Below are 22,628 nucleotides of genomic sequence, written 5' to 3' on the forward strand. Positions count from 1 at the left end.
AGGAACTACAAACCCGCAGCTCAGCAACAGGTAATCGCTCTGTCCGGTTTGGACTTCCACCGATGCGCGGCGGAAGATTTCGGGCATGAGCGCAGAGATGCTGATCCTGGTGCTGCTGGTGATCACCGCCCTCGGTTTCGACTTCACCAACGGTTTCCACGACACCGGCAACGCGATGGCCACCTCCATCGCCACCGGCGCTCTCAAGCCGAAGGTCGCCGTCGGTCTGGCCGCAGTCCTCAACCTGGTGGGGGCGTTCCTCTCGGTGCAGGTCGCGGCGACCATCACCAAGGACGTCCTGAAGATCCAGCAGACCAAGGGCGCGGACGCCGGAGACCTGGTCAGCGGACTCGACGCCCAGAAGGCACTGGTGATCATCTTCGCCGGCCTCATCGGCGGCATCCTGTGGAACCTCTTCACCTGGCTGTTCGGACTGCCGTCGAGCTCCTCGCACGCGCTCTTCGGTGGCCTCATCGGGTCGGGCATCGCGGCGATCGGCACCGGGGGCGTCAACTGGGACGGGATCGTGAACAAGATCGTCATCCCCGCGCTGCTGGCACCGGTCATCGCCCTCGTCGTCGCCGCCGCAGGCACCTGGCTGATCTACAAGATCACCGCGTCGATCGCCGAGTCCCGCAAGGAGGGCGGCTTCCGCGCCGGCCAGATCGCCACCGCGTCGCTGGTCTCGCTGGCCCACGGCACCGGTGACGCGCAGAAGACGATGGGTGTCATCGCGCTCGCGCTCATCGCGACCGGCCATCTCTCCGCGGGGTCGGTGAGCGAGGGCCTGCCGGTCTGGATCGTCCTGTCCTGCGCCGTTGCCATCGCGCTCGGCACCTACCTCGGTGGGTGGCGCATCATCCGCACGCTGGGCAAGGGGCTCGTCGAGATCAAGGCGCCGCAGGGCATGGCCGCCGAGGCGTCGTCGGCCGCGATCATCCTCACCTCGAGCGCCGCGGGCATGGCCCTCTCGACCACGCACGTCGCCACCGGGTCGATCCTCGGTTCCGGAGTCGGCAAGCCCGGCGCGGCCGTCCGCTGGGGCGTCGCCGGCCGCATGGTCGTCGCGTGGGTGACCACCCTGCCGCTCGCCGGGCTGGTCGGTGCCGCGACGTTCTACATCGCGAACGCCGTCGGCGGTGCCGCCGGGGCGATCGTCATCTTCCTGATCCTCGCCGCGCTGTCGGGCTTCATGTACTGGCGTGCGCAGCAGCAGAAGGTCGACCACACCAACGTCAACGCCGAGTGGGACGACGCGTCGAACTCGGTCATCCCGGCCGAGGTCGAAGCCCGTCCCGCGGCCACCGCCGGCTCGCGCTGACCCACCGACAACCCGAACGGGGACGACATGCACGAATTCGAGGCCATCTTCAAGGTGCTCGTCATCGGCCTGGTGCTCGGCGCCGGGCTCCCCGCACTGTTCGCCGTCGGCCTGCGACTGTTCGCGGTCGGCTCCGGTGACACCGCGGCCGACGGCACCACCACCTCAGGGAACCCGGCGCTGAAGGCGGTGGGCATCGCCCTGTTCGGCCTGATCGGCGTCGTGATCCTGCTGGGCATCCTGTGGATCACCCGCACGACGATCAACTATCACTTCGGGGTGAACCTCTTCCCGTTCGCGCCGGTGAAGTGATGGCCGACGCGAAGACGTTCGACGCCGTCCTGGGCTGGCTCCGTCAGGGCTACCCCGAGGGTGTCCCGCCCAAGGACTACTTCCCGCTGCTCGCGCTCCTGAAGCGCTCGCTCGACGAGGAGCAGGTGACCCGCGCGATCCTCACCGTCTTCAAGGAGCACGGCACCGACGACCCCGTCACCGAGGAGCAGATCCGCGGCGCGATCCACGCGGTCATCGAGACCGAGCCGAACCCGGAGGAGATCAACCAGGTCGCCTCGCGGCTCGCCTCCGTCGGCTGGCCGCTCGCCCAACCGGCCGAATAGCGGCCCGCACCCGTCACCACCAGCGGCGACAGGACTATCCTGGCGATTCCTACCCGTCAACCGTTTCCGGGCGCTGAGAAGACAGCGCCGCCGCTCCCTGACCGAGGAGGGCGTCGTGGACCGTTCCCACCTGCTCCGCTCCATCGTCGGTTGGTTGCGCGCGGGCTACCCGCACGGCGTGCCGGCCGGTGACTACATCCCGCTCGTCGCGCTGCTGCGCCGACAGCTCACCGACGAAGAGGTCGGTCAGATCGCCGACCATCTGGCCACCGAGGCGTCGACCAACCCGGATTTCGAACCCATCACCCGCGTCGACGTCGGCGTGCTCATCACCAAGATGACCGACGAGATGCCCGCCGACGCCGACATCGACCGCGTCCGAGCGGTGCTCGAGGGCGCCGGCTGGACCTGCGACATCGAGACGCCGAAGGCGGACCCGAGCTGAGCGCTGTCCGTCTGCTGGAGCCCCTCCCGCTGCGATCGGGCCCGGCGGTCCTCGACGCGACCGACCGACTGCGCGCCGTGATCGACGGCGCCGTCGCCGCGCTACCCGTGCCCGCCGACGACACGCGCGAGACCGAACGACTCTCCACCGCTCTCGCCGCCGGCGAACCCATCGACGACGCCGTCGCGCTCGTCGTCGCGACATCCGGCAGCACCGGGGTCCCGAAGGGCGCCATGCACACCGCAGGGACCCTCGCCACGTCTGCTGCGGCGACCGAGGAACGACTCGGCGGGCCCGGTGGATGGCTGCTGGCGCTACCCGCCCACCACATCGCCGGTCTCCAGGTGCTCCTGCGCTGTCTGCGTGCGGGTTTCACGCCGGCGGTGATCGACGTCGGTGGCGGTTTCGACCCGGCGGATCTCGTCGCGGCGCTAAACCGGATGGAGGGTCCGCGGCGCTACACCTCGCTCGTCCCGACCCAGTTGGTGAAGGTGCTCGACGACGCCCGGGCCGTCGCCGCGCTGCGCGAGGTCGACGCCATCCTCGTCGGCGGCGCCGCGACCCCCGCGCCGCTGCAGGCGCGCGCCGTCGACGCGGGGCTGCCCATCGTGCGGACCTACGGGATGAGCGAGACCGGCGGCGGCTGCGTCTACGACGGGATCCCGTTGTCGGGGGTACACATCCGGCTCGACGCGCCGGTCGACGGCGTCGGACGTGTCGCGCTGTCGGGGCCGATGGTCGCCCTCGGCTACCGCAACCGGCCCGCGCATCCAGCCTTCGCGCGCGCGGGAGAATTCCTCACCGACGACCTCGGCCGCGTCGACGACGGGGTCTTGTCCATCGTCGGGCGGGCCGACGAGGCCATCACCACCGGCGGCCTGACCGTCGTCCCTCAGGTCGTCGAGGCGGCCGTCCTCGCCGACCCGACCGTCGCCGAGTGCGCGGTGATCGGCCTGCCCGACGAGCGTCTCGGCGAGAAGGTCGTCGCCGTGGTCGTCGCCGCGAAAGACGCCGTCGTCCGGGCTGATTCGGTGCAGTCTGTCGTGCGCGAACGTCTCGACCGCGTCGCCGTCCCCCGCGAGGTGGTCGTCGTCGACGCCCTGCCGCTGCGCGGCCCCGGAAAGGTCGACCGCGCCGCCCTGCGGGATGGACTGCGCTGACGTTTCGGTTGCCCACGACGGGGTAGTCGGCGTCGCATCGACGCCGAACCCGTCGACGCCAGGAGGAACCGTGCCCGACAGCGATCCCGCCACACCCGAGGAGAACGCGACCGGCTACACCGCGCCGCCCGACGGGCTCGAGGAGGACGCCTCCCCCGCGACACCCGACGAGAACGCCCAGGGCTACAGCGCGCCCCCGCAGCACGCGGAGGAGTGAGCGGGGTCCGTCACCAGCGGTCGACGTGCAGGACCTCGTCCAGTGGTGCGCGCGGGGCGGGCTTGAACGTCTCGCCGGTGTAGTAGGCCGTCGGGATGAGCGCGCCCTGGTGGTAGCCCTCCGGGATGCCGAGGATCTCGGCGACGTCGCGCTCGCGGCGGTCGAGGTGCAGCGTGGTCCACGCGGTCCCGAGCCCACGGGCGCGCGCGGCGAGCGCGTAGCTCCACACCGCCGGCAGGAGTGACCCCCACAGTCCCGCCTGGTTGCCGGCGGGCAGTTCCTTGCCGGCCTTGATGCACGGCACGAGCAGCACCGGAACCTGACCCATCGTCTCGCCGAGGTGCCGGACGCTCGACCCGACGCGCTGCTGCACCTGCGAGCGGTCGGCGTCATCGGCGAAGAGCTTGTCCGCGGCGTACGCCGAGTCGAGATAGCGCTGCGTCTCCTCGCGGTAGATGTCGCCGACGCGTCGCCGCTGCTCGGCGTCGGTGACGACCACCCACTGCCATCCCTGTCGGTTCGACCCCGACGGCGCCTGTAGCGCGATCTCGAGGCACTCGCGGATGACGTCCATCTCGACCGGACGGTCGAGATCCAGTCGCTTGCGTACGGTGCGGGTCGTCGTCAGCAGGTCGTCCGGGGTGAGGTCGAGTGTCGTCATGGGTCCATCGTGACCGATGGGCTTCGCACAGGCGTCCGGGTCGATCCTCTGTTCGGACTACAAAACTGGTCGTGTCGGCCATCTTCTCGGGCCGAGTCGCCCGCAGTCGGTCACGATGACGTGGAGCTGTCGTCAGAACAGCGGACGAGACGGGACCCCCATCAGTGGCAGAGTCGGCGGACCGACCCCCTCGCATCGGAGTCATCGATGACCACGAGATCTCCATCCTCGGCGTGGAACACATGCTGAGCACGGCCGACGACCTCGAGTTCGCCGGCGGCGCACCCACCGTCGACGATCTGCTCGCCACCACCCACGGCGTGACTCTCGCCGTGCTCGATCTGCGTCTGCCCGACGGCAGCTCACCGCGCGCGAACGTCGAGGCACTGCACGCCCACGGCATCGACACGCTGGTCTACACCTCCGCCGAGGACCCCTTCCTGGTGCGGTCCGCGGCGTCGGCCGACGTCCTCGGGGTGGTCCGGAAGTCCAGCCCGGCGGCGGTGGTCCTCGAGGCCATCCGGACCGCCGCACGCGGCGAACCCGTCCCGACGATGGACTGGGCGGCCGCCATCGACTCCGACGAATCCTTCGTCGTCGACCTCTCACCCCGGCAGCGAGAGGTGTTGGAGCTGTACGCGTCCGGCGAGTCCGCCGCCCGCGTCGCCGAGCTGACCTTCCTCGCCGTCGACACCGTCAACATGTACCTCGACCGCATCCGGCTCAAGTACTCGAACGCGGGGCGACCGGCGAAGACGAAGACCGATCTCTACAAGCGGGCCGTCGAGGACGGCTTCCTGCCGATGCCCCGCCGCGACTCCGCCTCCTGACGTGGTCGCCGCCGCACCGGTCGACGACGCTCGCCCCGCCGCAGACCAGATCACCGATCCACCGTCGCCGGTGCGGGGAACGGCCGGGGACGCGGAGCGACGGATCACCCGCCAGTTCGCCATCTTCGTCGGCGCCGGCTACCTCGCCTATCTGGTCATCAGCATCCCGAGCATCGGCGCGTCCTTCGCCTTCATGCGCTCGTGGTGGGCGATCAGTGCCCCGATCGCCGTGTTCGGCAGCGGGTTGGCGATCGGGGTGGCGGGCATCGTCGGGTCGCAGCGGTGGATCCGGTGGACGACCCAGATCGCGGCCGTCGCGTTCCTCGTCGCGGTGCTGCTCACCCCGGTCGGGTGGACCGGCGTGCACACCAGCATCGCGTCCGGGCTCTGGTACGCGACGTTCATGGGCCTCGTGGCGGTCGCGCTCGGGCTGCAGCCCGGCATCCGCCCGCTGGTGTACCTCGCCGTCGTCGCCACGGCCGTGGTCGTGTGCAACACGCCCGTGAAGGAGGTCGGCGTGCGAGTGGCGCCTCTGCCCGACCTCGCCTTCGCATTCGCGTACTCGATGCCGTATGTGTGCGCCACGGTGATCGGTGTCCGCACCGCACGAGTGCTCGACCAGACCCGCGCAGCGACGTACCGGGTCGCGGCGGAAACAGCTGCAGCACAGGCCCGCACCGCCGAGAGGGCCCGTTTCGACGCGCTCACCCACGATGGCGTCATGGCGACGCTGCTCGGCGCATCTCGCATGGGCGCGACCGACGACGTGCGAGCGCTGGCCCGCCGTACCCTCGACGACCTCGCCGAGATCGCGGTGCCGTCCACGCCCGACGAGACCGTGTCCGCGGCAACGGCCGCGCGACGACTCCGCGCGGCGCTCACCGACCTCGACGACGGGGTGCACGCCGACATCCGGATCGCCTCCGAGACCGCTGACGTCGCTTACCCCGCCGTCGCCGTGCAGACCATCACCGCGGCGACCGGAGAGGCCGTGCGCAACAGCCTCCGACACGCCCGGGCGACGACGCGCGGGGTCGGTGCACGTCTGACGGCTGACTCGATCGACATCACCGTCGTCGACGATGGGCGCGGGTTCACGCCGCGCGACGTCGCCCCGCACCGGTTGGGCATCGCGGTGAGCATCGTCGGGCGAATGCGTCAGATCGACGGTGGCGATGCCGTCGTCGACTCCACACCCGGCCGCGGCACCCGGGTCACGATCACGTGGCGGCGATGACCCGATGCTGTTGATCGACGACGAGACACCCCGCGACGCCCGCGCGCTGATCGGGATGCACACGCCCGCAGCACGATGGGTGGTCGGCGTCTACCTCGCGTGCATGGCGTTCGCGCTGCTGTACGTCACCCCACCGACACCCCTCGCCACGTCGGCGATGGTCGTCGGGCTCCTGATCACCGGCAGCGCGACGGTCGCCCTGTTGGCCGTCCCCGGTGACCCGTTGCCCCGACTGGCCGCCGGCGCGATGGCGTCGGCGCCGGGCGTCTCGTGCGCGATCATCCTCGCCGGGTGCGGACGGGACCTGCCGTCGCCGGTGTCGGGATGGTCGCACGGGATCGGCACCATGGTGCTCGCGTTCATGTGCGTGCGCGGTCGGACCGGCAGCGCCTGGTGCGGGATGGCGCTGATGGTCGCCGTCTACGTCGTGCGGTTCACGCTCCTCGGCGAGGGGCCGCTCGACAACATCGGCAACGTCCTCATCGATCTCGGGCCGCTCGCGATGGCGACCGTGTTCAGCCTGACCCTGCGCCCCGGTGCGAAGCTCGTGTTCGACCTCCGCGACGCCGGGCGGCGGCGCAGCGCCGAACTCGCCGCCGCCGAGGCGACGAGCCTCGAACGGGATGCCCAACTGCGCGAACTGGACCGACTGGCCCGGCCGCTGCTGGACCGCATCGCGGCCGGCGACGATCTCGACGACGCCGACCGGCTGGCGTGTCGACTGCTGGAGGCCCAGCTGCGGGATCGGCTCCGAGCACCGGGACTGGACCTGCCCGCGATCGCCGACGCGGCCCGCTCGGCCCGTGCGCGGGGTGTGGAGGTGGTCCTCCTCGACGACTCGGGCGGCGCGGACGGTCTCGACGAGGTGGCGCGGTCGCGGGTGACCGACGCCGTCGTCGGCGCCCTCGAGTCGACCCGTGGCGGCGACGTCCGCGTCCGTCTGCTGCCGCCGGGCCGGGCGGCGGTCGCGTCTGTCATCGTCCGCGACGACGCCGGCGTCGCGCGTCTGGACCTCGACGAGACCGGCCGTCAGATGCATCGCGCAACTGCTTCATCTGCCTGAATGTTGCTGTGGCTAAGAGTGATCCCCGAACGGGGGTCACCGGGTTCGGCGTCTGGAAGATTGTCCGATCCGCGGTTTAGTCTTCGATCGACGCCGGGCGAGACGAGCTACCGGCGGGCCCCGAAGGAGAACGATGACCGCCGTGCTCGAACCCCCGAGTGTCGACCTGCCCGATCCCGGCCTGAGCATGCGAGAGCGTGAGGTCCTGCGGGCCTGGGTGCTCGCCGACTCCAAGGAGGAGGTCGGGCAGAAGCTCTTCATCGCCGAGTCGACGGTGAACACCCACATCGCGCGGATCCGCACCAAGTACGAGGCGGTCGGTCGTCCCGCGTCGACGAAGGCCGCACTGCTCGCCCGCGCGCTGCAGGACGGCATCGTCGACCTCGACCAGATCTGATCCCGGCCGTCGGCGTCAGTTGACGCAGGGGACCCCGGACGCGGTCGTGGTGACCGGCTTTCCCTGGTCCGGGGTGCTGTCGGTGTCGCCGTCGCCGGTGTCCGACGACGCCTGACTCGTCGGCACCGCAGCGGCCTGGTCCGCCACGCTCGTCGTCGACGAGGGGGTGGAGACCGGGGGCGGCGCCATACCGAAAGCGGTCTGCACCTCCCGTTTGATCGCATCGGGGTCGACGATGTTCACGTCCTGCTCGTCGACCGTGTCGTACCGCAGCACCGGCAGCGTCGTGAAGGTCACCGACTGCCCGGCGATGTCGCCGAGCTGGTGGGCGTCGTCGACGACGTTCCACCCCGACGACAACACGACGTCCTTCTGGGCGACGTCGACGAGCGCACTGAGCTTGCCGAGGTCGGAGAAGACGCCGGAGGACTGCAGCTCGTGCTCCACCGAGAGCAGGAACGCCTGCTGCCGGTGGGTGCGGTCGAGGTCGCCGTTGTCGAGGCCGTGTCGCTGACGGACGAACGCCAGTGCCTGCGCGCCGTTGAGTTTGTGGACGCCCGCGGCGAAGTGTGCGCCCGAGTAGCTGTCGGAGACGCTGTGGTTGAGGCAGACGGTGACCCCGCCGAGCGCCTTGGCGATGTCGTAGAAGCCGACGAGGCTGACCTCGGCGAAGCGGTCGATGGGTACCCCCGTGAGCGCGCGGACCGTCGCCACGGTCTCCGCGCGGCCGGCGTCGCGTCCCTGCGTCTCCAGCTGCACCGGGTCGGTGACGCCCTGCGCGCTCAGCCGGTCCTCCTCCTGCGCCTTCGCCCGGCCGTACGCCTCTTTGATCTTCGCCTTCTCGGTGCCGTCGATGCCGGTGCTGCCGTCGGGGTTGACCATGGTGACGTAGTCGTCGCGGGGGATGGAGAACGCCGTGATCTGCTTCCCGTCGGCCGGGACGTGGATGATGATCAGCGTGTTCGTGTTGTAGCCGCCCTCCGAGCCGTCGCCGGCGTGCAGCTGCGCCAGGACGTCCGCCGGCAGCGGGTTTCCGTCACGGTCGTTGCGGGTGTCGAGGCCCATCAGCAGGATGTTCTCGGCCCCGTCGCGAGACTTCGGCGCGTCGGCGAGGGCATTCGAGGTGTGGAAGCCCCCGCTCACCTGACGCGCCCCGGCCCAGCCGACCCCGCACGCGACGAGGACCGCACACGACATCACCGCGACCACACCCCGCGGGATGGTCAACGGCGAGCGATGCCTGCGCGTGCGTCGGCGATGCGGCGTGGGATCCGTCGGACTCGTGCGGGAGCTCCGCATGGAGCGGGCAGACGAATATCCCTCGGTCAGGTCGGGGACACCGCCATCGCGCGCCTGCCGGGCACGCACCAACTCGCCGGCGGTGGGTCGGCGAGGTGGGGGCGGGGACGGCGGCATCGCCGGTCACCATAGGCAGATGTCGCTGAGAACGCTCTGAGAGCGGCCTCACGACACGGGCGAAACGGAAAACCCCCGCGTACAGCGCTTTTCACCCGTCTGTTGGGCGCTGGGAGCCGTTCGTTGGGCGCTCGGAACCGTTCGTTGGGCGGCCGGAGCCGTTCGTTGGGCAGTTGGAGCACCGGCCCCGTCCCGACTGCCCACCAGGTTGTTCCTGCCGCCCAACAGACGGTTCCTGCTGCCCAACGAACGGTTCCTAGAGCCCAACGGACGGGCGGGACGGCGGGCCGCGACACCCGACAACAGACGACGACAGACGACGACAGCGTCACGACAGGGGCGCGGCGCAGAGTCGTCCCCATGACCAAGCCCACAGCGACGCAGGCCCCGGCGATCGACGCCCGCGACCTCGTCAAGACGTTCGGATCCACCCGCGCGGTCGACGGCGTCGACCTCCTCGTCCCCACAGGTTCCGTCTACGGCGTCCTCGGACCCAACGGTGCCGGCAAGACCACCACGGTCCGCATGCTCGCGACGCTGCTGCGCCCCGACGGCGGTTCGGCGCGCATCTTCGGCCACGACGTGGTCGCCGAGCCCGTCGCCGTCCGCTCGCTGATCGGCGTCACCGGTCAGTACGCGTCGGTCGACGAGACGCTGACGGCCCGCGAGAACCTCATCGTGTTCGCCCGCCTCCTCGGCCTCGGCCGCACCCAGGCGCGCATGAAGGCGACGGAGCTGCTCGAGGAGTTCGGCCTCGAGGAGGCCGCCACCCGACCCCTCTCCGAGTTCTCCGGCGGCATGCGGCGACGCCTCGACCTGGCGGCCAGCCTCATCTCGACCCCACCGCTGCTGTTCCTCGACGAGCCGACCACCGGTCTGGACCCTCGCACCCGCGCGCAGATGTGGGACACCATCCGCCGTCTCGTCGCGCAGGGATCAACCGTGCTGCTGACGACGCAGTACCTCGACGAGGCCGATCAACTCGCCGACCGCATCGCCGTCATCGACCGGGGCCGCAAGATCGCCGACGGCACCGCCGACGAGCTGAAGGACTCCGTCGGCGCCAACTCGCTGATCGTGCGCCCCACCGACCGCGACGACGCGCCCGCGGTGACGGCCCTCGTCGAACGTGTCCTCGGCGAACCGGCGTTGCTCTCGCCCGAGGCCGGCCGCGTGACTGCGCCACTGCCCCAGCCCGACCGCGTCGGCGCCGTGATGACGGCACTCGTCGAGGCGCAGATCGCCGTCAGCGAACTCGCCGTCGCCAAACCCAGCCTCGACGAGGTCTTCATGACCATCACCGGCAACCCCGCACCCGACACCACCGAGGAGACCGCAGCATGAGCACCGCCACCCTGTCCCCCGCCACGCCCGACCAGACCTCCCTCGCCGCGCGGGTGTCCGACCCACCGCGCACCGTCGGCCTCGCGGCCACCGTCGCGCAGTCGTTCACCATGGGCTACCGCGGGATGCTCAAGATCCGCCACAACCCCGAGCAGCTGTTCGACGTCGTGTTGCAGCCCGTCATCTTCACGCTGATGTTCACCTACATCTTCGGCGGCGCGCTCGCCGGCAGCGTCTCGGCGTACCTGCCGGTCATCATCCCCGGCATCCTCGTGCAGACGGTGATCACGACGTCGGTCGTCACCGGCACCCAGCTCCGGGAGGACATGAACAAGGGTGTCTTCGACCGCTTCCGGGCGCTCCCGATCGCGCGGGTGAGCCCGCTGGCCGGTGCGCTGCTCGCCGACGTCCTGCGCTACCTCATCGCCACGATCATCACGTTCGTCGTCGGCGTCGCGATCGGGTGGCGCCCCGAGGTCCTCGGTCTGCTCGGTGCCACGCTCCTCGTGCTGGTGTGCAGCTTCGCGGTGTCGTGGATCTGGGCGCTGATGGGCATGCTGGTGAAGAGCGCCTCTGCGGTGCAGGGCTTCTCGCTGATGCTGCTGTTCCCGCTGACGTTCCTCTCGAACGCGTTCGTGAACGTCGAGACCATGCCGGGCTGGCTGCAGGCCTTCGTCAAGGTCAACCCCGTGTCGCATCTGGTGTCCGCGGTGCGGGAGCTGACCAACACCGGCCACGTCGGGATCCACGTCCTGTGGTCGCTGGTCGGGGCCGCGGTGATCACCGCGATCTTCGCCCCGCTGACCGTGCGGGCCTACATGCGCAACGCCTGATCACCTCTCCTGCAACAGCGCGAGGATGTCCCGCCCGGTGTCCCGGCGGGGCATCCTCGTCGCGTCGGCCAGGGTCGCGTCCCACGTCGACGCGTCCACTCCGGCGGCCGTCGCGGGATCGTCGACGATACGCAGCAGCACAGGGTGATCCCGTCGCCCACCGATGCGGATGCCGTGGGCCAGCAGGCGTCGTCCGACGGGGTCCCCGGCCTGCCGTGCGCATCGTGCCGCGCCGACCGCGATCGCGGCGGCGCCGTACTGCGGCAGGTCCGCGACGCCACCGGGATGGTGGCCGCCGACCATCCCCGCCAACGCCCCCGCGAAGACCAGCGCCTCCGCGGGGCGTCCACACGTCGCAGCCAACGCGATCGCCGCGCTGAGCGTCAGCAGGTACGACGGGTCCGAGCTCAGCAGGTGCTCGCCCACGACGAACCGCGCGACGGCCAGGCCGAGCTCGGCCGCCGTCTCCGGCTCCCCCCGCTGCCAGGCGAGTTCGGCCGCGACGACGAGCATCAGTCCGACCGTCTCCGGGGATCCCGTGGGGATCGGGTCGCCGGGCTTCCACCCTCCGGACACGGTGTCGAACTCGGCGGCGGCCTCGTCGATCCGGCCCAGTCCGGCGAGCGTCGCGACGAGGTAGCAGCGGACCTGCCGGGACTCGTCGAGGGCACCGAGATCCTCGAGTCCGGCGACGGACGCGCGATAGACCGTGGCCGCCTCGGCGTATCGGCCCGACTGACCGTGGATCCCGGCGATCTCGGTCGACCCCATCGCGAGTATCCAGCTGTTGCCCCGGGACGCGGCGAGGGCCTGCGCGGCGAGCGAGTCCTGCAGGGCCCGATCCAGATCGGCGAGGTTCTCCGCGACGTTCGATCGCAGCGACAACGCGATCGTTCGTACCTCGGGGTCGTCGGCGCGCACACCCCGCGTGATGAGTCGCAGGCCCGCATAGCGCCGACGGCTGAGCATCAGGGCGGCCGCGAAATCGGCTGGGCGCGTAAGGGTCTCGGACGGTCGGTGGGCGGCGCGCAGCGCGGTCATCCCGCGGGCCACGGCCCGCAGGTCCGGGCGGATCATCAGCAGGTGACCGGTCGCCATGAGCAGTGCGGCGAGCCACTTCTCACGGGTCGCTTCGTCGTCGAGCCCGGGCGGCGGGGGGTTCGCGACCACGCGCGGGGCGAAAGCCCGCACCTCCGCGTGGAGTCCGCGGGCCACCCAGCTCGCCGCGAGAACCGGGAAGATCGCGAGCAGGCCGTCGACGGCACCGTCGGGTCGGGCGTCCGGGTCGTCGTCGACGCAGCGTCGCAGGATCCACACGAGGTTGCCGCTCTCCGCGGTGACCCCCGCCGCGGCACAGCGGTTGTCACCGGAGTCGAACAGCTCGCGGGTGTCCCCGGCGAACCGCTCTGCCCACCGCACCATCGCCGCATCGACGCGGAGTGCGTCGCCGGTCTCGGACAGCCGCTCGTCACCGAACTCGCGGACCATCTCCAGCATCCGGTAGCGCGTCTGCCCGTCGGCCTCGTCCACCCCGACCAGTGACTGCGCGACCAGCGCTTCGAGTGCGTCGTCGACCAGCACGGAGTCGGCGCCGGTGACGTCGCCCATCACAGCGTGCGCGGCGTCGGCGGTGAAGCCCGACGGGAAGCGGCACATCGTCCGCATCAGGGATCGGGCGTCGTCGTCGAGCAGATCCCAGCTCCACCCGATGACCGCCTCCAACGTCCGGTGACGCTGTGGCGCCGTGCGATCGCCGGTCCGGAACACCGCGAGCCGACCGGTGGTGAGACGTCGCGTGAGCAGGTCGGCGATGTCGGCGACGGACATGCTGCGTGCCCGCGCCGCCGCCAGTTCGATGGCCAGCGGCAGACCGTCGAGGCGCGCACACAGGTCGGCGATGCGCGCACGGTCGATGGTGACGTCGGGACGGACGGCGGTGGCACGCGCGACGAACAGGTCGACGGCGGGTGACGACGTCGCGGTGGTCTCCTCGATCGCCAACGGCCGCAGGCGATGTGTCACCTCACCGGCGATCATGAGCGGCGAGCGGGACGTCGCGAGGACCGTCACGTCGGCGGCCGCGGCGATGAGGTCGGCGACGGCACGCGCCGCGCCGTCGACGATCTGTTCGCAGTTGTCGAGGACGAGCAGCACCGACCGACCGCCGAGGGCGTCGGCCACACGCGTCGCGAGATCGCCGACGGGCAGGCGCCCACGGTTGGTGGCGACGACGTCGTTCTCACCCACCCCGACGCCGCCCGCGATGGCGGCGACGACGTCCTCGTCCGACCGCACCGAGGCGAGTTCGACGACGAAGACGTCCCGGCCGGCCGAGTGCACGGTTCGCGCGACCGCCTGCGCCACACGGGTTTTCCCGGCGCCGCCCGGCCCCGTCACCGTGACCACGCGACTGGATCCGAGAGCGGTGACGATGTCGTCCATCTCGTCGTCGCGGCCGAGGAGCGGGTTGGGCTCGGCGCGCAGGCCGACGGCACGGGCCTGTCGGAGGGGCGGCGGTGCCGGCGCCGCCGTGGGGACGGGCCCGCTCGACCGGAGCAGGATGCGGTGGAGCTCGTCGAGTTCGGCACCCGGGTCGGCGCCGAGTTCCGCCGACAGTGCGCGGCGGATCCGCGCGAAGACGGCCAGAGCGTCGCCCGTGCGCCCCGCAGCCGCGAGCGCCTGCATGTGCAGCAGGTGCGCGGGCTCGTCGAGGGGGTCGGCCGCGCACAGCGCCGCGGCGAGTCGACGCGCCGTGTCGGCGTCACTGTCGTCGAGGGCGACCTGCGCGCGCCGGAAGTCGATGCGACGACGCAGGTCGTCGGCGCGGGAGCGAACAGCGTCGGCGAGGGGTCCGGCGAGGTCGTCGCCGGGCGTGCCCCGCCACATGCCGATCGCCTCGTCGAGCGCGGCCGGGGTCCCGGCGTCGAGCAGGTCGTCGGCGCGGGCGAGATCGGTCGTGACGGCGTCGGCGAGCAGTCGGTACCCGGAGGGTTCGGCGAGCAGGGCGCCGTCGGGAAGTGCCTGTCGCAGGCGGGAGACCTGGGTGTGCAGCGCGGCCTGCGGTGACTGCGGCGGGGCGTCGTCCCAGACGGTCTCGATGAGCGCTCGGGACGACCGCAGGGCACCGGGCTCGACGGCGAGGGCTGCGAGCAACCGACGTGCCCGGGCACCCGGGACGGTCTGCATCCCGTCTCCGGTGTCGACCGCGACCGGACCGAGGAGTCCGATGGTCACGATCGTCATGAGGTCCTCGTCGTCGGCGGGTCGGGATCAGCGGATCGGCGGTCGGTCATGGTCGATCCGTTCATCGAGGGTAAGCCGGGGGGTGGGACAATCGCGCCATGGCAAGTCCGAAGGAGTGGGTCGAGGGGGCGCGGCCCCGCACGTTCCCCAATGCGATCGCGCCGGTGGTCGCCGGGACGGGTGCCGCGGCGTGGCTCGACGGCGCGGTGTGGTGGAAGGCGCTGCTGGCGCTCGTCGTGTCCGTGTCGCTGATCGTCGGCGTGAACTACGCCAACGACTACTCCGACGGCATCCGAGGCACCGACGACGACCGCGTCGGCCCGATGCGTCTCGTCGGATCCGGCGCGGCGGCGCCGTCGGCGGTGAAGCGGGCGGCGTTCGCGGCGTTCGGGATCGCGGCGGTCGCGGGCGTGGTGCTCGCATGGGAGTCGGCGTGGTGGCTGATCGTCGTCGGCGCGGTCTGCATCGCCGGCGCGTGGTTCTACACCGGCGGCTCGAAGCCGTACGGCTACGCGGGATTCGGCGAGGTCGCGGTGTTCGTGTTCTTCGGGCTCGTCGCGGTCCTCGGCACCGAGTTCGTCCAGGCCGAGCGCATCGACTGGGTGGGCGTCGTCGCCGCGGTCGCCGTCGGCTGCTACTCCAGTGCGGTGCTGGTGGCCAACAACCTGCGCGACATCCCCAGCGATTCGGTCACCGGGAAGACGACGCTCGCCGTGCGGCTCGGTGACACCCGCACGCGCACTGCCCATCTGGCCCTCCTCGCGGTCCCGACGGTCGCGACACTGGTCCTCGTCGCCGCGACGCCGTGGGCGCTGCTCGGACTCGTCGCGGTCCCGCTGGCGGTCCGTGCGAACGCACCCGTGCGATCGGGGGCGCAGGGCATGGCGTTGATCCCCGCCCTCGCCCAGACCGGACTCGCGATGGTGGCGTGGTCGGTGGGGACGTTCGCCGGCCTCGTCGCCGCGAGCGTGTAGCCCCTGCACCCGCCGAGGGCGGGTGCAGGGACCACACACTGCGTGATCGGACCGGGCCGGATCAGACGGCGGCGGTGAGCGCCTCGCGGAGGCGGTCGACGGTGGTGACGGACTCGATCAGTCGACGTGACTGCTCGTCGCCGACGGCCAGGATGCCGAGCAGGACGTGCTCGGCGCGCAGCCGGCCACCGCGCTCGTCGTCGGTCGCGGACTCGCGACAGATCCGCACGGCCTCACCGAGCGCGGCGCGGGCCGAGGCGGAGAACCGCGGTCGGCCCCAGGGGCCGCCGCGACCACGCGGGCCGCGTCGTCCCCGGCCCTGTTGCCACGGGCCGGCCTCCCACGCCTCGTCGTCGCCCCAGGCGCCGGGGCCGCGTCGTCCGCCCGGGCCGCAGTCGGGGCCGTCCCACGGTCCGCCACGTCCGCGACGGTGATCGCGGTCGTGGCCGTGGTGGTCGCGGCCGTGGTGATCATGACGGCGATGCGGCCCGCCCCGACCGCGACGCTCCGGTCCGCGCTGGGACCAGCCGTCGGTGATGTCGGTGCCGAAGGCGCGCTTGATGGCGTCGGCGACCTTGTCGAGGTCGATGCCGACGGACTTCAGCGCCTCGCGGTCCTCGTCGACCTGTTCGGCGTCGGACTCGGCAGAGGCCGTCGCGGCGCCGTCGTCGTCGCCGTGGATCTCGCGGACGGTGTCACGGGCGGCGGCCAGGGTGAATTCCTGCTCGGTGAGCAGCGCGTACACGTCGCTGCGGGCGTTGCAGAGCATGCCCAGGATCAGGTGATCGGTGCCGAGTTGGGCGTGCCCGAGGTCGGCGGCCTCTTCCATGGCGAAGGACAGGATGTGCCTGTTCTCGCGGTTCATGTGGTCGAACATGTCAGTGTCCCTTCGGGGTCGAGTGCTTCTGATGCACGGCCTGGCGGCTGATCCCGAGGACCTCGGCGATCGCCTGCCAACTCCATCCCTGCTCCCGCGCGTTGCCGACCTGGACCTCCTCGAGGCGGTCGGCGAGCGTCCGGAGAGCCCGGACCGCGGCGAGCCCCTGAGCGGGGTCCGTACTGGCGGCTGCGGTGGTGATGTCGTCGTTGTCGCCGTGCATGGCTGTCAGGTTATGTTGACAGTCCAGCCGTTGTCAATGTTTCTTGACGACCACCTCGTCGAGTGGGCGCGCGGAGACGTCGAGTGGGCGCGCGGCGAGATCGACTGGGCACCTCCGCCCACTCGACGCCTCCCGCCGCCCACTCGACGCCTCCAGCCGCCCACTCGACGGGTGGGGGTGAGGGGTGAGGGGTGGCGGGTGTGCCGTGGATCTACTCGTCGGCGATGGCGTCGACGATGGTGAGACGGCCGGCGCGCAGGGCCGGGACCACGGCACCGACGACGCACAGCAGGAACGCCGCCGCGACGTAGACGACGGTGAACAGCTGCGGCTGGTAGCTGATGGACACCGCGGTGGTCACGCCGAGCACCTGGTCGCTGATGGCGTGGAGCAGCTCGCCGCTCGCGACACCGAGCACCGCGCCGACGCCCGCGATCCCGGCGGCCTCCGCCACGACCATCCGCGACGCGAACCGGCGCGACGCCCCCATCGCGCGGAGCACGCCGATCTCCCGCCGCCGTTCGATCACCGACAGCAGCAGGGTGTTCAGCAGCGCGATGGCCGCGACCATCGCGACGATCCACTGGATGGCGATGGTGAACTGCCCCGACTGCTCGACGGAGGCGCGAGTCGCGTCGAGGGTCTCCGGGCCGGAGTACACATACGGCCGCACCGCCCCGGGTGTGCCTGCCGTCGCATCCTGCGCGGCGCGGGTCACCGCTGCGCGCACTGTCGACGGATCCGCGCCGGGCGCGACGGTCACCTGCAGGAACGTGTCGCCCTGACGCTGGAACCACTCCTGGATCAGATCGAACGACATGGCCGCGGTGCCGGACTCGATGGCCGGGTAGTCGACGACCTGCAGCACCCGCAGCGTCCGGTAGCCGACGGGGGTGGCGAGCCGGACCTCGTCGCCGACGCCCTTCTTCACCGTCGCCGAGAGCACCTTCGACAGGACGATGCCGTCGCCCGCGATGGTCCGCTGGACGACGTCGGGCGCGGCCCGCTTCACGAACGGCGACTGCACCCCCCGGGTCAGACCCTGCACGACGACCCGTGCGGCACCGAGATTGATGTAGGCCCACTGTCCCCCGACGACCCGCGAGACTCCCGGGACGGTCGAGACCGCCTCCCGCACAGCGGGATCGAGGACGGGACCGGCGGGGATGTCGCTGACGGGCTGGGTGGAGACGTACAGGTCCGGGTCGCCGATGCCGTCGAGCGCGCCGGACACCGACCCGATCAGGTCGTTCATCGCCCCCGACGTGCCGATGCCGACCGACACCGCGACCGCGACGGTCATGGCGGTGGTCCACACGCGACGCGGGGTGCGTTCGGCGGTGACGGCCGCGAGCTGACCCGGACCGCCGAACCGCCGCACCAGCCCGACGATCGCCGCCACGATCGGCCGTGTGAGGCCGAAGAACACGAGCAGACCGCCGATGCTCGAGAGCACCGCGGCGGAGAACACGGCCCGGCCGGTGACCGTGTACGCGATGAGCCACCCGATCCCGATGAGGGCCAGGCCGGCGGCGCCGGCGACCACCTCGAGCCGCAGCGATCCCCTCGACCGCTCGTCGGCCTGCGCGGGCGACATCGCCTCCACCGGCGACAGCCGCAGCACCGATCGCGCGGCGAGCAGACTGGCTGCGGCGCAGGCGAGGACGCACGCCACGATCGCGACGACGGGCGCGTACCAGGACAGCGAGTAGGTGACGGTGGCGCCGACGCGGTCGATGTTGGCCGACGGCAGGCGCCCGATGATCCACCGCCCGGCGAGCATCCCCAGCGGCACACCGATGAGACCGCCGACGGCCCCGATCACGCCGGCCTCGGCGATGAGGTCGCGGACCAGCGGCCCGCGTCGGCCACCGATCGCGCGCACCATCGCGAGGACCGGTCGGCGTGACGCGACCGCCATCGTCATGGTGTTGAACACCAGGAACGCCGCGATGACGACCGAGATCAGCGCGACCAGCAGCGTCGAGTCGCGGGTGACGGCGCTCGCCGTGGCGACCTGCGCGGCGCGGTAGTCGGGGTCGTTGACGACGGCGCGTCCCTCCACGACCGCCTCGACGCGCGACCGCAGGTCGTCGGTGGACACCCCGGGGCGGGCGGCGACGAGGATCGAGTCGACGCGGCCGGTCTCGCCGGTGATGCGTTGCGCCAGGGGCAGGAACGCCGCGACGAACCGTCCGTTCGCGATCGGCCGGGCGGCAGCGGATCGCACGACGGTCGCGACGGTCACCTCGACACCGCCGACCCGGATCCGCTGTCCCTGCGACAGCCCGAGGCCCGGGCCCACGGCCACCGAGGTCGACGGGTCGAACTGCTGGGCCGACCCGCCCCCGTCAGAGGTGAGCACCGATCGCAACGCACCGCCGAGTCCGAGCGCCGATGTGTCGGCGCCGAGGACGGAGACACGCTCGTCGCCGGTCCCGAGCGTCGCCGACGACCGCACGATCGGTGCGACGGTCTGCGCCTGCGGCACGCCGCGGCGGATCTCGCCGACCAGCGACGCGTCGATGCCCGCGTCCCCGATCGCGCCGACGTCGAGGTCGGCGTCGCCGGCGATGGTCGCCGACAGCCGCGACACCGATTCCGTGATGGAGCCGTAGGTGCTCAGCACGGCCACCAGCAGCAACGACGACACCGCGATGACCAGCAGCGAGGTGATCAGCCGCAGCCGGTGCGTCCGCGTCTCCCGGAGGTTGAGCACCCGCAGCCGACCGAGCGCGGCGGCGACTCGACCGATCGGCGAGGTCGGCACGGGCGTCTGCGTCGTCGCCCGGGTGCGGATGGTCACGACTCGATGCGCCCGTCGCGGACGATCAGGGTCCGGTCGGCGACGGTCGCCGCGGCGGCGTCGTGGGTGACCATCACGACGAGCCGGCCCGCACCGTCGCGGGCGACCTCACCGAGCAGGTCGAGGATGGCCGCGCCGGTCTGCGAGTCGAGGTTGCCGGTGGGCTCGTCGGCGAGGACGATCCGCGGACCCATGATGAGCGACCGCGCGATGGCGACCCGCTGCATCTGTCCGCCCGACAGCTCGCCGGGTCGATGCGACGCACGATGGCCGAGGCCGACGCGGTCGAGCAGAGCCTCCGCGTCGGATCGACTGCGCCGCAACGGTGTCCCGTCGAGCAGGCGGGGCAGGGCGACGTTCTCCCACGCCGACAGCGTCGGCACGAGGTTGAAGAACTGGAAGACGAACCCGACGCGTCGGCGCCGGAACGTCGACAGCTCGTCGTCGTCCATGGCGGTGATGTCGCTGCCGTCCACCTGGATCCGGCCCGAGTCGGGGACGTCGAGCGCACCCATCACGTGCAGCAGCGTGGACTTGCCCGCCCCCGACGGCCCGACCACCGAGACGAACTGACCGGCGTCGAGCCGCAGCGTCAACCCGTCGAGCGCGCGGACCGTCTGATCGCCCATGCGGTATTCGCGGACGAGGTCGGTCGCCTCGATCGCCACTCCCCCCGGTTCGCTCACGACGCCGGCCAGGAACCGTCGTGCCAGAAGGCGTCGAGGATCTGCCGTGGCCGGTCGAGCGACATGCCCTGCGCGGCGACCCAGGCGTCGTCGAAGTAGGTGTCGGCGTAGCGGTCTCCCGCGTCGCAGAGAAGTGTGACGACGCTGCCCGCGCGGCCCGCCGCGACCATCTGCGCGACGAGACCGAACACGCCCCACATGTTGGTGCCGGTGGATCCGCCGACGCGACGGCCGAGCACCTCGCTGACGAGGCGGGCGGTCGCGACCGACGCTGCGTCGGGGACGGTGACCATCGCGTCGATCACCTGGGACACGAACGACGGTTCGACACGGGGGCGGCCGATCCCCTCGATCCGCGACCCCACCGGCGACGAGACGGTCGGGTCACCGGTCGCATATGCCGGTGCGAACACGGAGTTCTCGGGGTCGACGACGGCCAACCACGTGGGGTGCCGGCGGTAGCGGATGTAGCGGCCGATGGTGGCCGAGGTGCCCCCGGTCCCGGCGCCGACGACGATCCACGTCGGCACCGGGTGCCGCTCGTCGGCGAGCTGCCCGAAGATCGACTCGGCGATGTTGTTGTTGCCCCGCCAGTCGGTGGCGCGCTCGGCCATCGTGAACTGGTCGATGAAGTGCCCGCCCGTACGGAGGGCGAGATCGGCTGCGGCGGTGTAGACCTCGGATGCGGCGTCGACGAAGTGACACTGCCCGCCCTGTCGCTCGATGAGCGCGATCTTGGCCGGCGAAGTGGTGCGCGGCATCACCGCCACGAACGGGACGCCGACGAGTGCGGCGAAGTACGCCTCCGAGACCGCCGTCGAGCCCGACGACGCCTCGACCACCGGCGCACCCGGGCGGATCCAGCCGTTGCACAGCGCGTAGAGGAACAGCGACCGCGCCAGCCGGTGCTTCAGCGAGCCGGTGATGTGGGTGCTCTCGTCCTTGAGGTAGAGGTCCACGCCGCCCGACGCCTCGGCCCACGCCGGCAACGGGAACCGCAGCAGGTGGGTGTCGGCGCTGCGGGTCGCGTCGGCCTCGATGAGGCGGATCGCGTTCTGCGTCCAGGACCGGTCGGTGCGGTGGTCGGTCCACGTCCCGACCCCGACGGACGTCACGGGCGTGAGCCCGACTCACCCCGCAGGCGCGACTGCAGCGCCTCCCGCTTGAGCCGACGGTCCTCGTCGACCTCGGCGATGGCGGCGTTGACCCGTAGGCGCAGCGACTTGAACGCCACCATCCCCAGCGGCAGCGCGATGATCACCGCGAAGATGGCTGCCACCAGGATCGGGACGTCGGCGCCGGCGAGCTTGCCGATCCCGTAGATGATCGCGGCGATCACCACGACGAGGGCGAGCCGCACGACGGTGTAGACGGCCAGCGCGGAGGCGAGGCGCCCACCCGCACCCGGGCGGGGAGCGTCCTGCGGCCGGTCGGGGGACGGGGTCTGATCAGGGGTCTCGCTCACCCCGCAAGCCTACGACGCGGCCTTCGGCGCCCGCGATGTCCGATTTTTACTGTTGGTTTACCAGCCCCTGACGGTTCGAACACCTGGCATTTCGGGTGTAACCATGACGGAGTCCGGACGTGAACCCATCGTTCGACCCCTGCATCTGGAGGCATCATGACCGCAGCTCACCCGATCTCTGGGACCCCGTCGATGATCACCCCGCGGCTGGCCAGCCAGCACACGCTGACCCCGGGTCAGGTCGCCGCGATGTTCAACGTGAACCCCAAGACCGTCGCCCGCTGGGCCAGCTCGGGCCTCCTGGGCGCCATCCGCACCCCGGGCGGCCACCGTCGCTTCCGCGAGGCCGACGTCGTCGCCCTGCTGAACCGGCGCACCGACTGACCATCCACACCTGCCGGACGGACCTCGACCACCACGGTCGGGGTCCGTCTCGCGTCCGACGGTCGGCGCACCGACTCGCGTACCCTGGAGCAACGGGTAGTGGAGGTGTTCGGTGGTCTTTGTGATCGCGTTCGTGGTGGCAGTCGGGGTCGCTTATCTGGTGTGGCGCGCCTTCAAACCGGAGCAGGACATGCCGTCCACACGGCGCGGTCCCATCGGCCCCGACGACGACGCCGACTTCCTCTGGGACCTCGGCAAGGAGCGTCGTCGCACCGGTGGCCACGACGCCGATCAGGGCGACGACCCCCAGGCGCCCACCGCCTCCTGACGCTCCGGTCGCAGGGTTCCCGCTCCCCGTGTCCGAGGACGCGGCGTCCGAATCGGGCATTCGTCTGACCAGCTGTTTTGTTGTGCTGGCGAACGGCGCGG

At 71.4% G+C, this 22,628-nt stretch carries 24 protein-coding genes; 15 read left to right on the forward strand and 9 right to left on the reverse strand.

Translation table 11 applies throughout. The annotated features are described in order from the left end of the window. The first annotated feature begins 85 nt into the window (after window positions 1-85). From Q1A98_RS18770 to Q1A98_RS18795, 6 genes are all read left to right on the forward strand, one after another. Window positions 86-1,321, forward strand: coding sequence for an inorganic phosphate transporter (locus Q1A98_RS18770; protein WP_299576262.1), 1,236 nt, complete (start codon window positions 86-88; stop codon window positions 1,319-1,321). A gap of 27 nt (window positions 1,322-1,348) precedes the next feature. Further along, window positions 1,349-1,633, forward strand: a complete 285-nt coding sequence (locus Q1A98_RS18775) for a hypothetical protein (protein WP_299576264.1) — start codon at window positions 1,349-1,351, stop codon at window positions 1,631-1,633. Next, the gene (locus Q1A98_RS18780; protein ID WP_299576266.1) at window positions 1,633-1,938 is read left to right on the forward strand and encodes a DUF3349 domain-containing protein; all 306 of its coding nucleotides are present in this window, start codon (window positions 1,633-1,635) and stop codon (window positions 1,936-1,938) included. Before Q1A98_RS18775 ends, Q1A98_RS18780 begins: the two co-directional genes overlap by 1 nt. 115 nt (window positions 1,939-2,053) lie before the next feature. Beyond that, window positions 2,054-2,383, forward strand: a complete 330-nt coding sequence (locus tag Q1A98_RS18785) for a DUF3349 domain-containing protein (protein ID WP_299576268.1) — start codon at window positions 2,054-2,056, stop codon at window positions 2,381-2,383. A gap of 29 nt (window positions 2,384-2,412) precedes the next feature. Further along, complete coding sequence (gene menE / locus Q1A98_RS18790; RefSeq protein ID WP_299576557.1) at window positions 2,413-3,543, forward strand: o-succinylbenzoate--CoA ligase; 1,131 nt, start codon at window positions 2,413-2,415, stop codon at window positions 3,541-3,543. A gap of 70 nt (window positions 3,544-3,613) precedes the next feature. Continuing rightward, complete coding sequence (locus Q1A98_RS18795) at window positions 3,614-3,760, forward strand: hypothetical protein (protein ID WP_299576269.1); 147 nt, start codon at window positions 3,614-3,616, stop codon at window positions 3,758-3,760. Between the two features lie 10 nt (window positions 3,761-3,770). Here Q1A98_RS18795 and Q1A98_RS18800 read toward each other — a convergent pair whose 3' ends face one another. Next, the gene (locus Q1A98_RS18800; RefSeq protein WP_299576271.1) at window positions 3,771-4,421 is read right to left on the reverse strand and encodes a nitroreductase family protein; all 651 of its coding nucleotides are present in this window, start codon (window positions 4,419-4,421) and stop codon (window positions 3,771-3,773) included. A 242-nt stretch (window positions 4,422-4,663) separates the two neighbouring features. Here Q1A98_RS18800 and Q1A98_RS18805 point away from each other — a divergent pair, with 242 nt between their 5' ends. The 4 genes from Q1A98_RS18805 (at window position 4,664) to Q1A98_RS18820 (ending at window position 7,948) form a co-directional block, all read left to right on the forward strand. After that, window positions 4,664-5,251: a LuxR C-terminal-related transcriptional regulator gene (locus tag Q1A98_RS18805; RefSeq protein WP_366943481.1), complete on the forward strand. Its 588-nt coding sequence runs from the start codon at window positions 4,664-4,666 to the stop codon at window positions 5,249-5,251. 1 nt (window position 5,252) lies between these two features. Further along, window positions 5,253-6,488, forward strand: a complete 1,236-nt coding sequence (locus Q1A98_RS18810) for an ATP-binding protein (RefSeq protein WP_299576275.1) — start codon at window positions 5,253-5,255, stop codon at window positions 6,486-6,488. 4 nt (window positions 6,489-6,492) lie between these two features. Beyond that, window positions 6,493-7,551, forward strand: a complete 1,059-nt coding sequence (locus Q1A98_RS18815) for a hypothetical protein (RefSeq protein ID WP_299576277.1) — start codon at window positions 6,493-6,495, stop codon at window positions 7,549-7,551. 133 nt (window positions 7,552-7,684) lie between these two features. Beyond that, a complete protein-coding gene (locus tag Q1A98_RS18820; protein ID WP_299576279.1) occupies window positions 7,685-7,948 on the forward strand; it encodes a LuxR C-terminal-related transcriptional regulator in 264 nt (87 codons plus the stop codon). Window positions 7,949-7,963: 15 nt separating this feature from the next. Here the strand turns inward: Q1A98_RS18820 and Q1A98_RS18825 are convergent, their stop codons facing one another. Next, window positions 7,964-9,175 carry an LCP family protein gene (locus Q1A98_RS18825; protein ID WP_366943482.1) on the reverse strand — a complete coding sequence of 404 codons (1,212 nt, stop codon included), beginning with the start codon at window positions 9,173-9,175 and terminating at the stop codon, window positions 7,964-7,966. A gap of 549 nt (window positions 9,176-9,724) precedes the next feature. On the opposite strand from Q1A98_RS18825, the gene Q1A98_RS18830 reads away from it, so the two are divergent. Both Q1A98_RS18830 and Q1A98_RS18835 read left to right on the forward strand, forming a co-directional pair. Next, entirely contained in the window at window positions 9,725-10,708 is a 984-nt protein-coding gene (locus Q1A98_RS18830) for an ATP-binding cassette domain-containing protein (protein ID WP_299576281.1), read from the forward strand. After that, window positions 10,705-11,541, forward strand: a complete 837-nt coding sequence (locus Q1A98_RS18835) for an ABC transporter permease (RefSeq protein ID WP_299576284.1) — start codon at window positions 10,705-10,707, stop codon at window positions 11,539-11,541. Before Q1A98_RS18830 ends, Q1A98_RS18835 begins: the two co-directional genes overlap by 4 nt. Here the strand turns inward: Q1A98_RS18835 and Q1A98_RS18840 are convergent, their stop codons facing one another. Continuing rightward, entirely contained in the window at window positions 11,542-14,784 is a 3,243-nt protein-coding gene (locus tag Q1A98_RS18840) for a BTAD domain-containing putative transcriptional regulator (protein ID WP_299576286.1), read from the reverse strand. It lies immediately after the preceding gene. A 98-nt stretch (window positions 14,785-14,882) separates the two neighbouring features. Here Q1A98_RS18840 and Q1A98_RS18845 point away from each other — a divergent pair, with 98 nt between their 5' ends. Continuing rightward, entirely contained in the window at window positions 14,883-15,758 is an 876-nt protein-coding gene (locus tag Q1A98_RS18845; protein ID WP_299576288.1) for a 1,4-dihydroxy-2-naphthoate polyprenyltransferase, read from the forward strand. A 61-nt stretch (window positions 15,759-15,819) separates the two neighbouring features. On the opposite strand, the gene Q1A98_RS18850 is transcribed toward Q1A98_RS18845, so the two are convergent. The 6 genes from Q1A98_RS18850 to Q1A98_RS18875 form a co-directional block, all read right to left on the reverse strand. Beyond that, window positions 15,820-16,635, reverse strand: a complete 816-nt coding sequence (locus tag Q1A98_RS18850; protein WP_299576290.1) for a Clp protease N-terminal domain-containing protein — start codon at window positions 16,633-16,635, stop codon at window positions 15,820-15,822. A gap of 1 nt (window position 16,636) precedes the next feature. After that, a complete protein-coding gene (locus Q1A98_RS18855) occupies window positions 16,637-16,858 on the reverse strand; it encodes a helix-turn-helix domain-containing protein (RefSeq protein ID WP_299576292.1) in 222 nt (73 codons plus the stop codon). A 211-nt stretch (window positions 16,859-17,069) separates the two neighbouring features. Beyond that, entirely contained in the window at window positions 17,070-19,664 is a 2,595-nt protein-coding gene (locus Q1A98_RS18860) for an FtsX-like permease family protein (protein WP_299576294.1), read from the reverse strand. Then, on the reverse strand, window positions 19,661-20,293 hold the full coding sequence (locus Q1A98_RS18865; protein ID WP_299576561.1) for an ABC transporter ATP-binding protein: 633 nt from the start codon (window positions 20,291-20,293) through the stop codon (window positions 19,661-19,663). Before Q1A98_RS18865 ends, Q1A98_RS18860 begins: the two co-directional genes overlap by 4 nt. Before the next feature lie 53 nt (window positions 20,294-20,346). Continuing rightward, window positions 20,347-21,465, reverse strand: coding sequence for a PLP-dependent cysteine synthase family protein (locus Q1A98_RS18870; protein WP_299576296.1), 1,119 nt, complete (start codon window positions 21,463-21,465; stop codon window positions 20,347-20,349). Next, window positions 21,462-21,815, reverse strand: coding sequence for a DUF4229 domain-containing protein (locus Q1A98_RS18875; RefSeq protein WP_299576298.1), 354 nt, complete (start codon window positions 21,813-21,815; stop codon window positions 21,462-21,464). Before Q1A98_RS18875 ends, Q1A98_RS18870 begins: the two co-directional genes overlap by 4 nt. Window positions 21,816-21,971: 156 nt before the next feature. Between Q1A98_RS18875 and Q1A98_RS18880 the strand changes: the two genes are divergently transcribed. Next, complete coding sequence (locus tag Q1A98_RS18880) at window positions 21,972-22,199, forward strand: BldC family transcriptional regulator (protein WP_299576301.1); 228 nt, start codon at window positions 21,972-21,974, stop codon at window positions 22,197-22,199. 112 nt (window positions 22,200-22,311) lie between these two features. Next, the gene (locus tag Q1A98_RS18885) at window positions 22,312-22,527 is read left to right on the forward strand and encodes a hypothetical protein (RefSeq protein WP_299576303.1); all 216 of its coding nucleotides are present in this window, start codon (window positions 22,312-22,314) and stop codon (window positions 22,525-22,527) included. Window positions 22,528-22,628 lie beyond the last annotated feature (101 nt).

Origin of the sequence: uncultured Williamsia sp. (genome assembly GCF_947494875.1) — a bacterium.
Lineage (GTDB): Bacteria > Actinomycetota > Actinomycetes > Mycobacteriales > Mycobacteriaceae > Williamsia_A.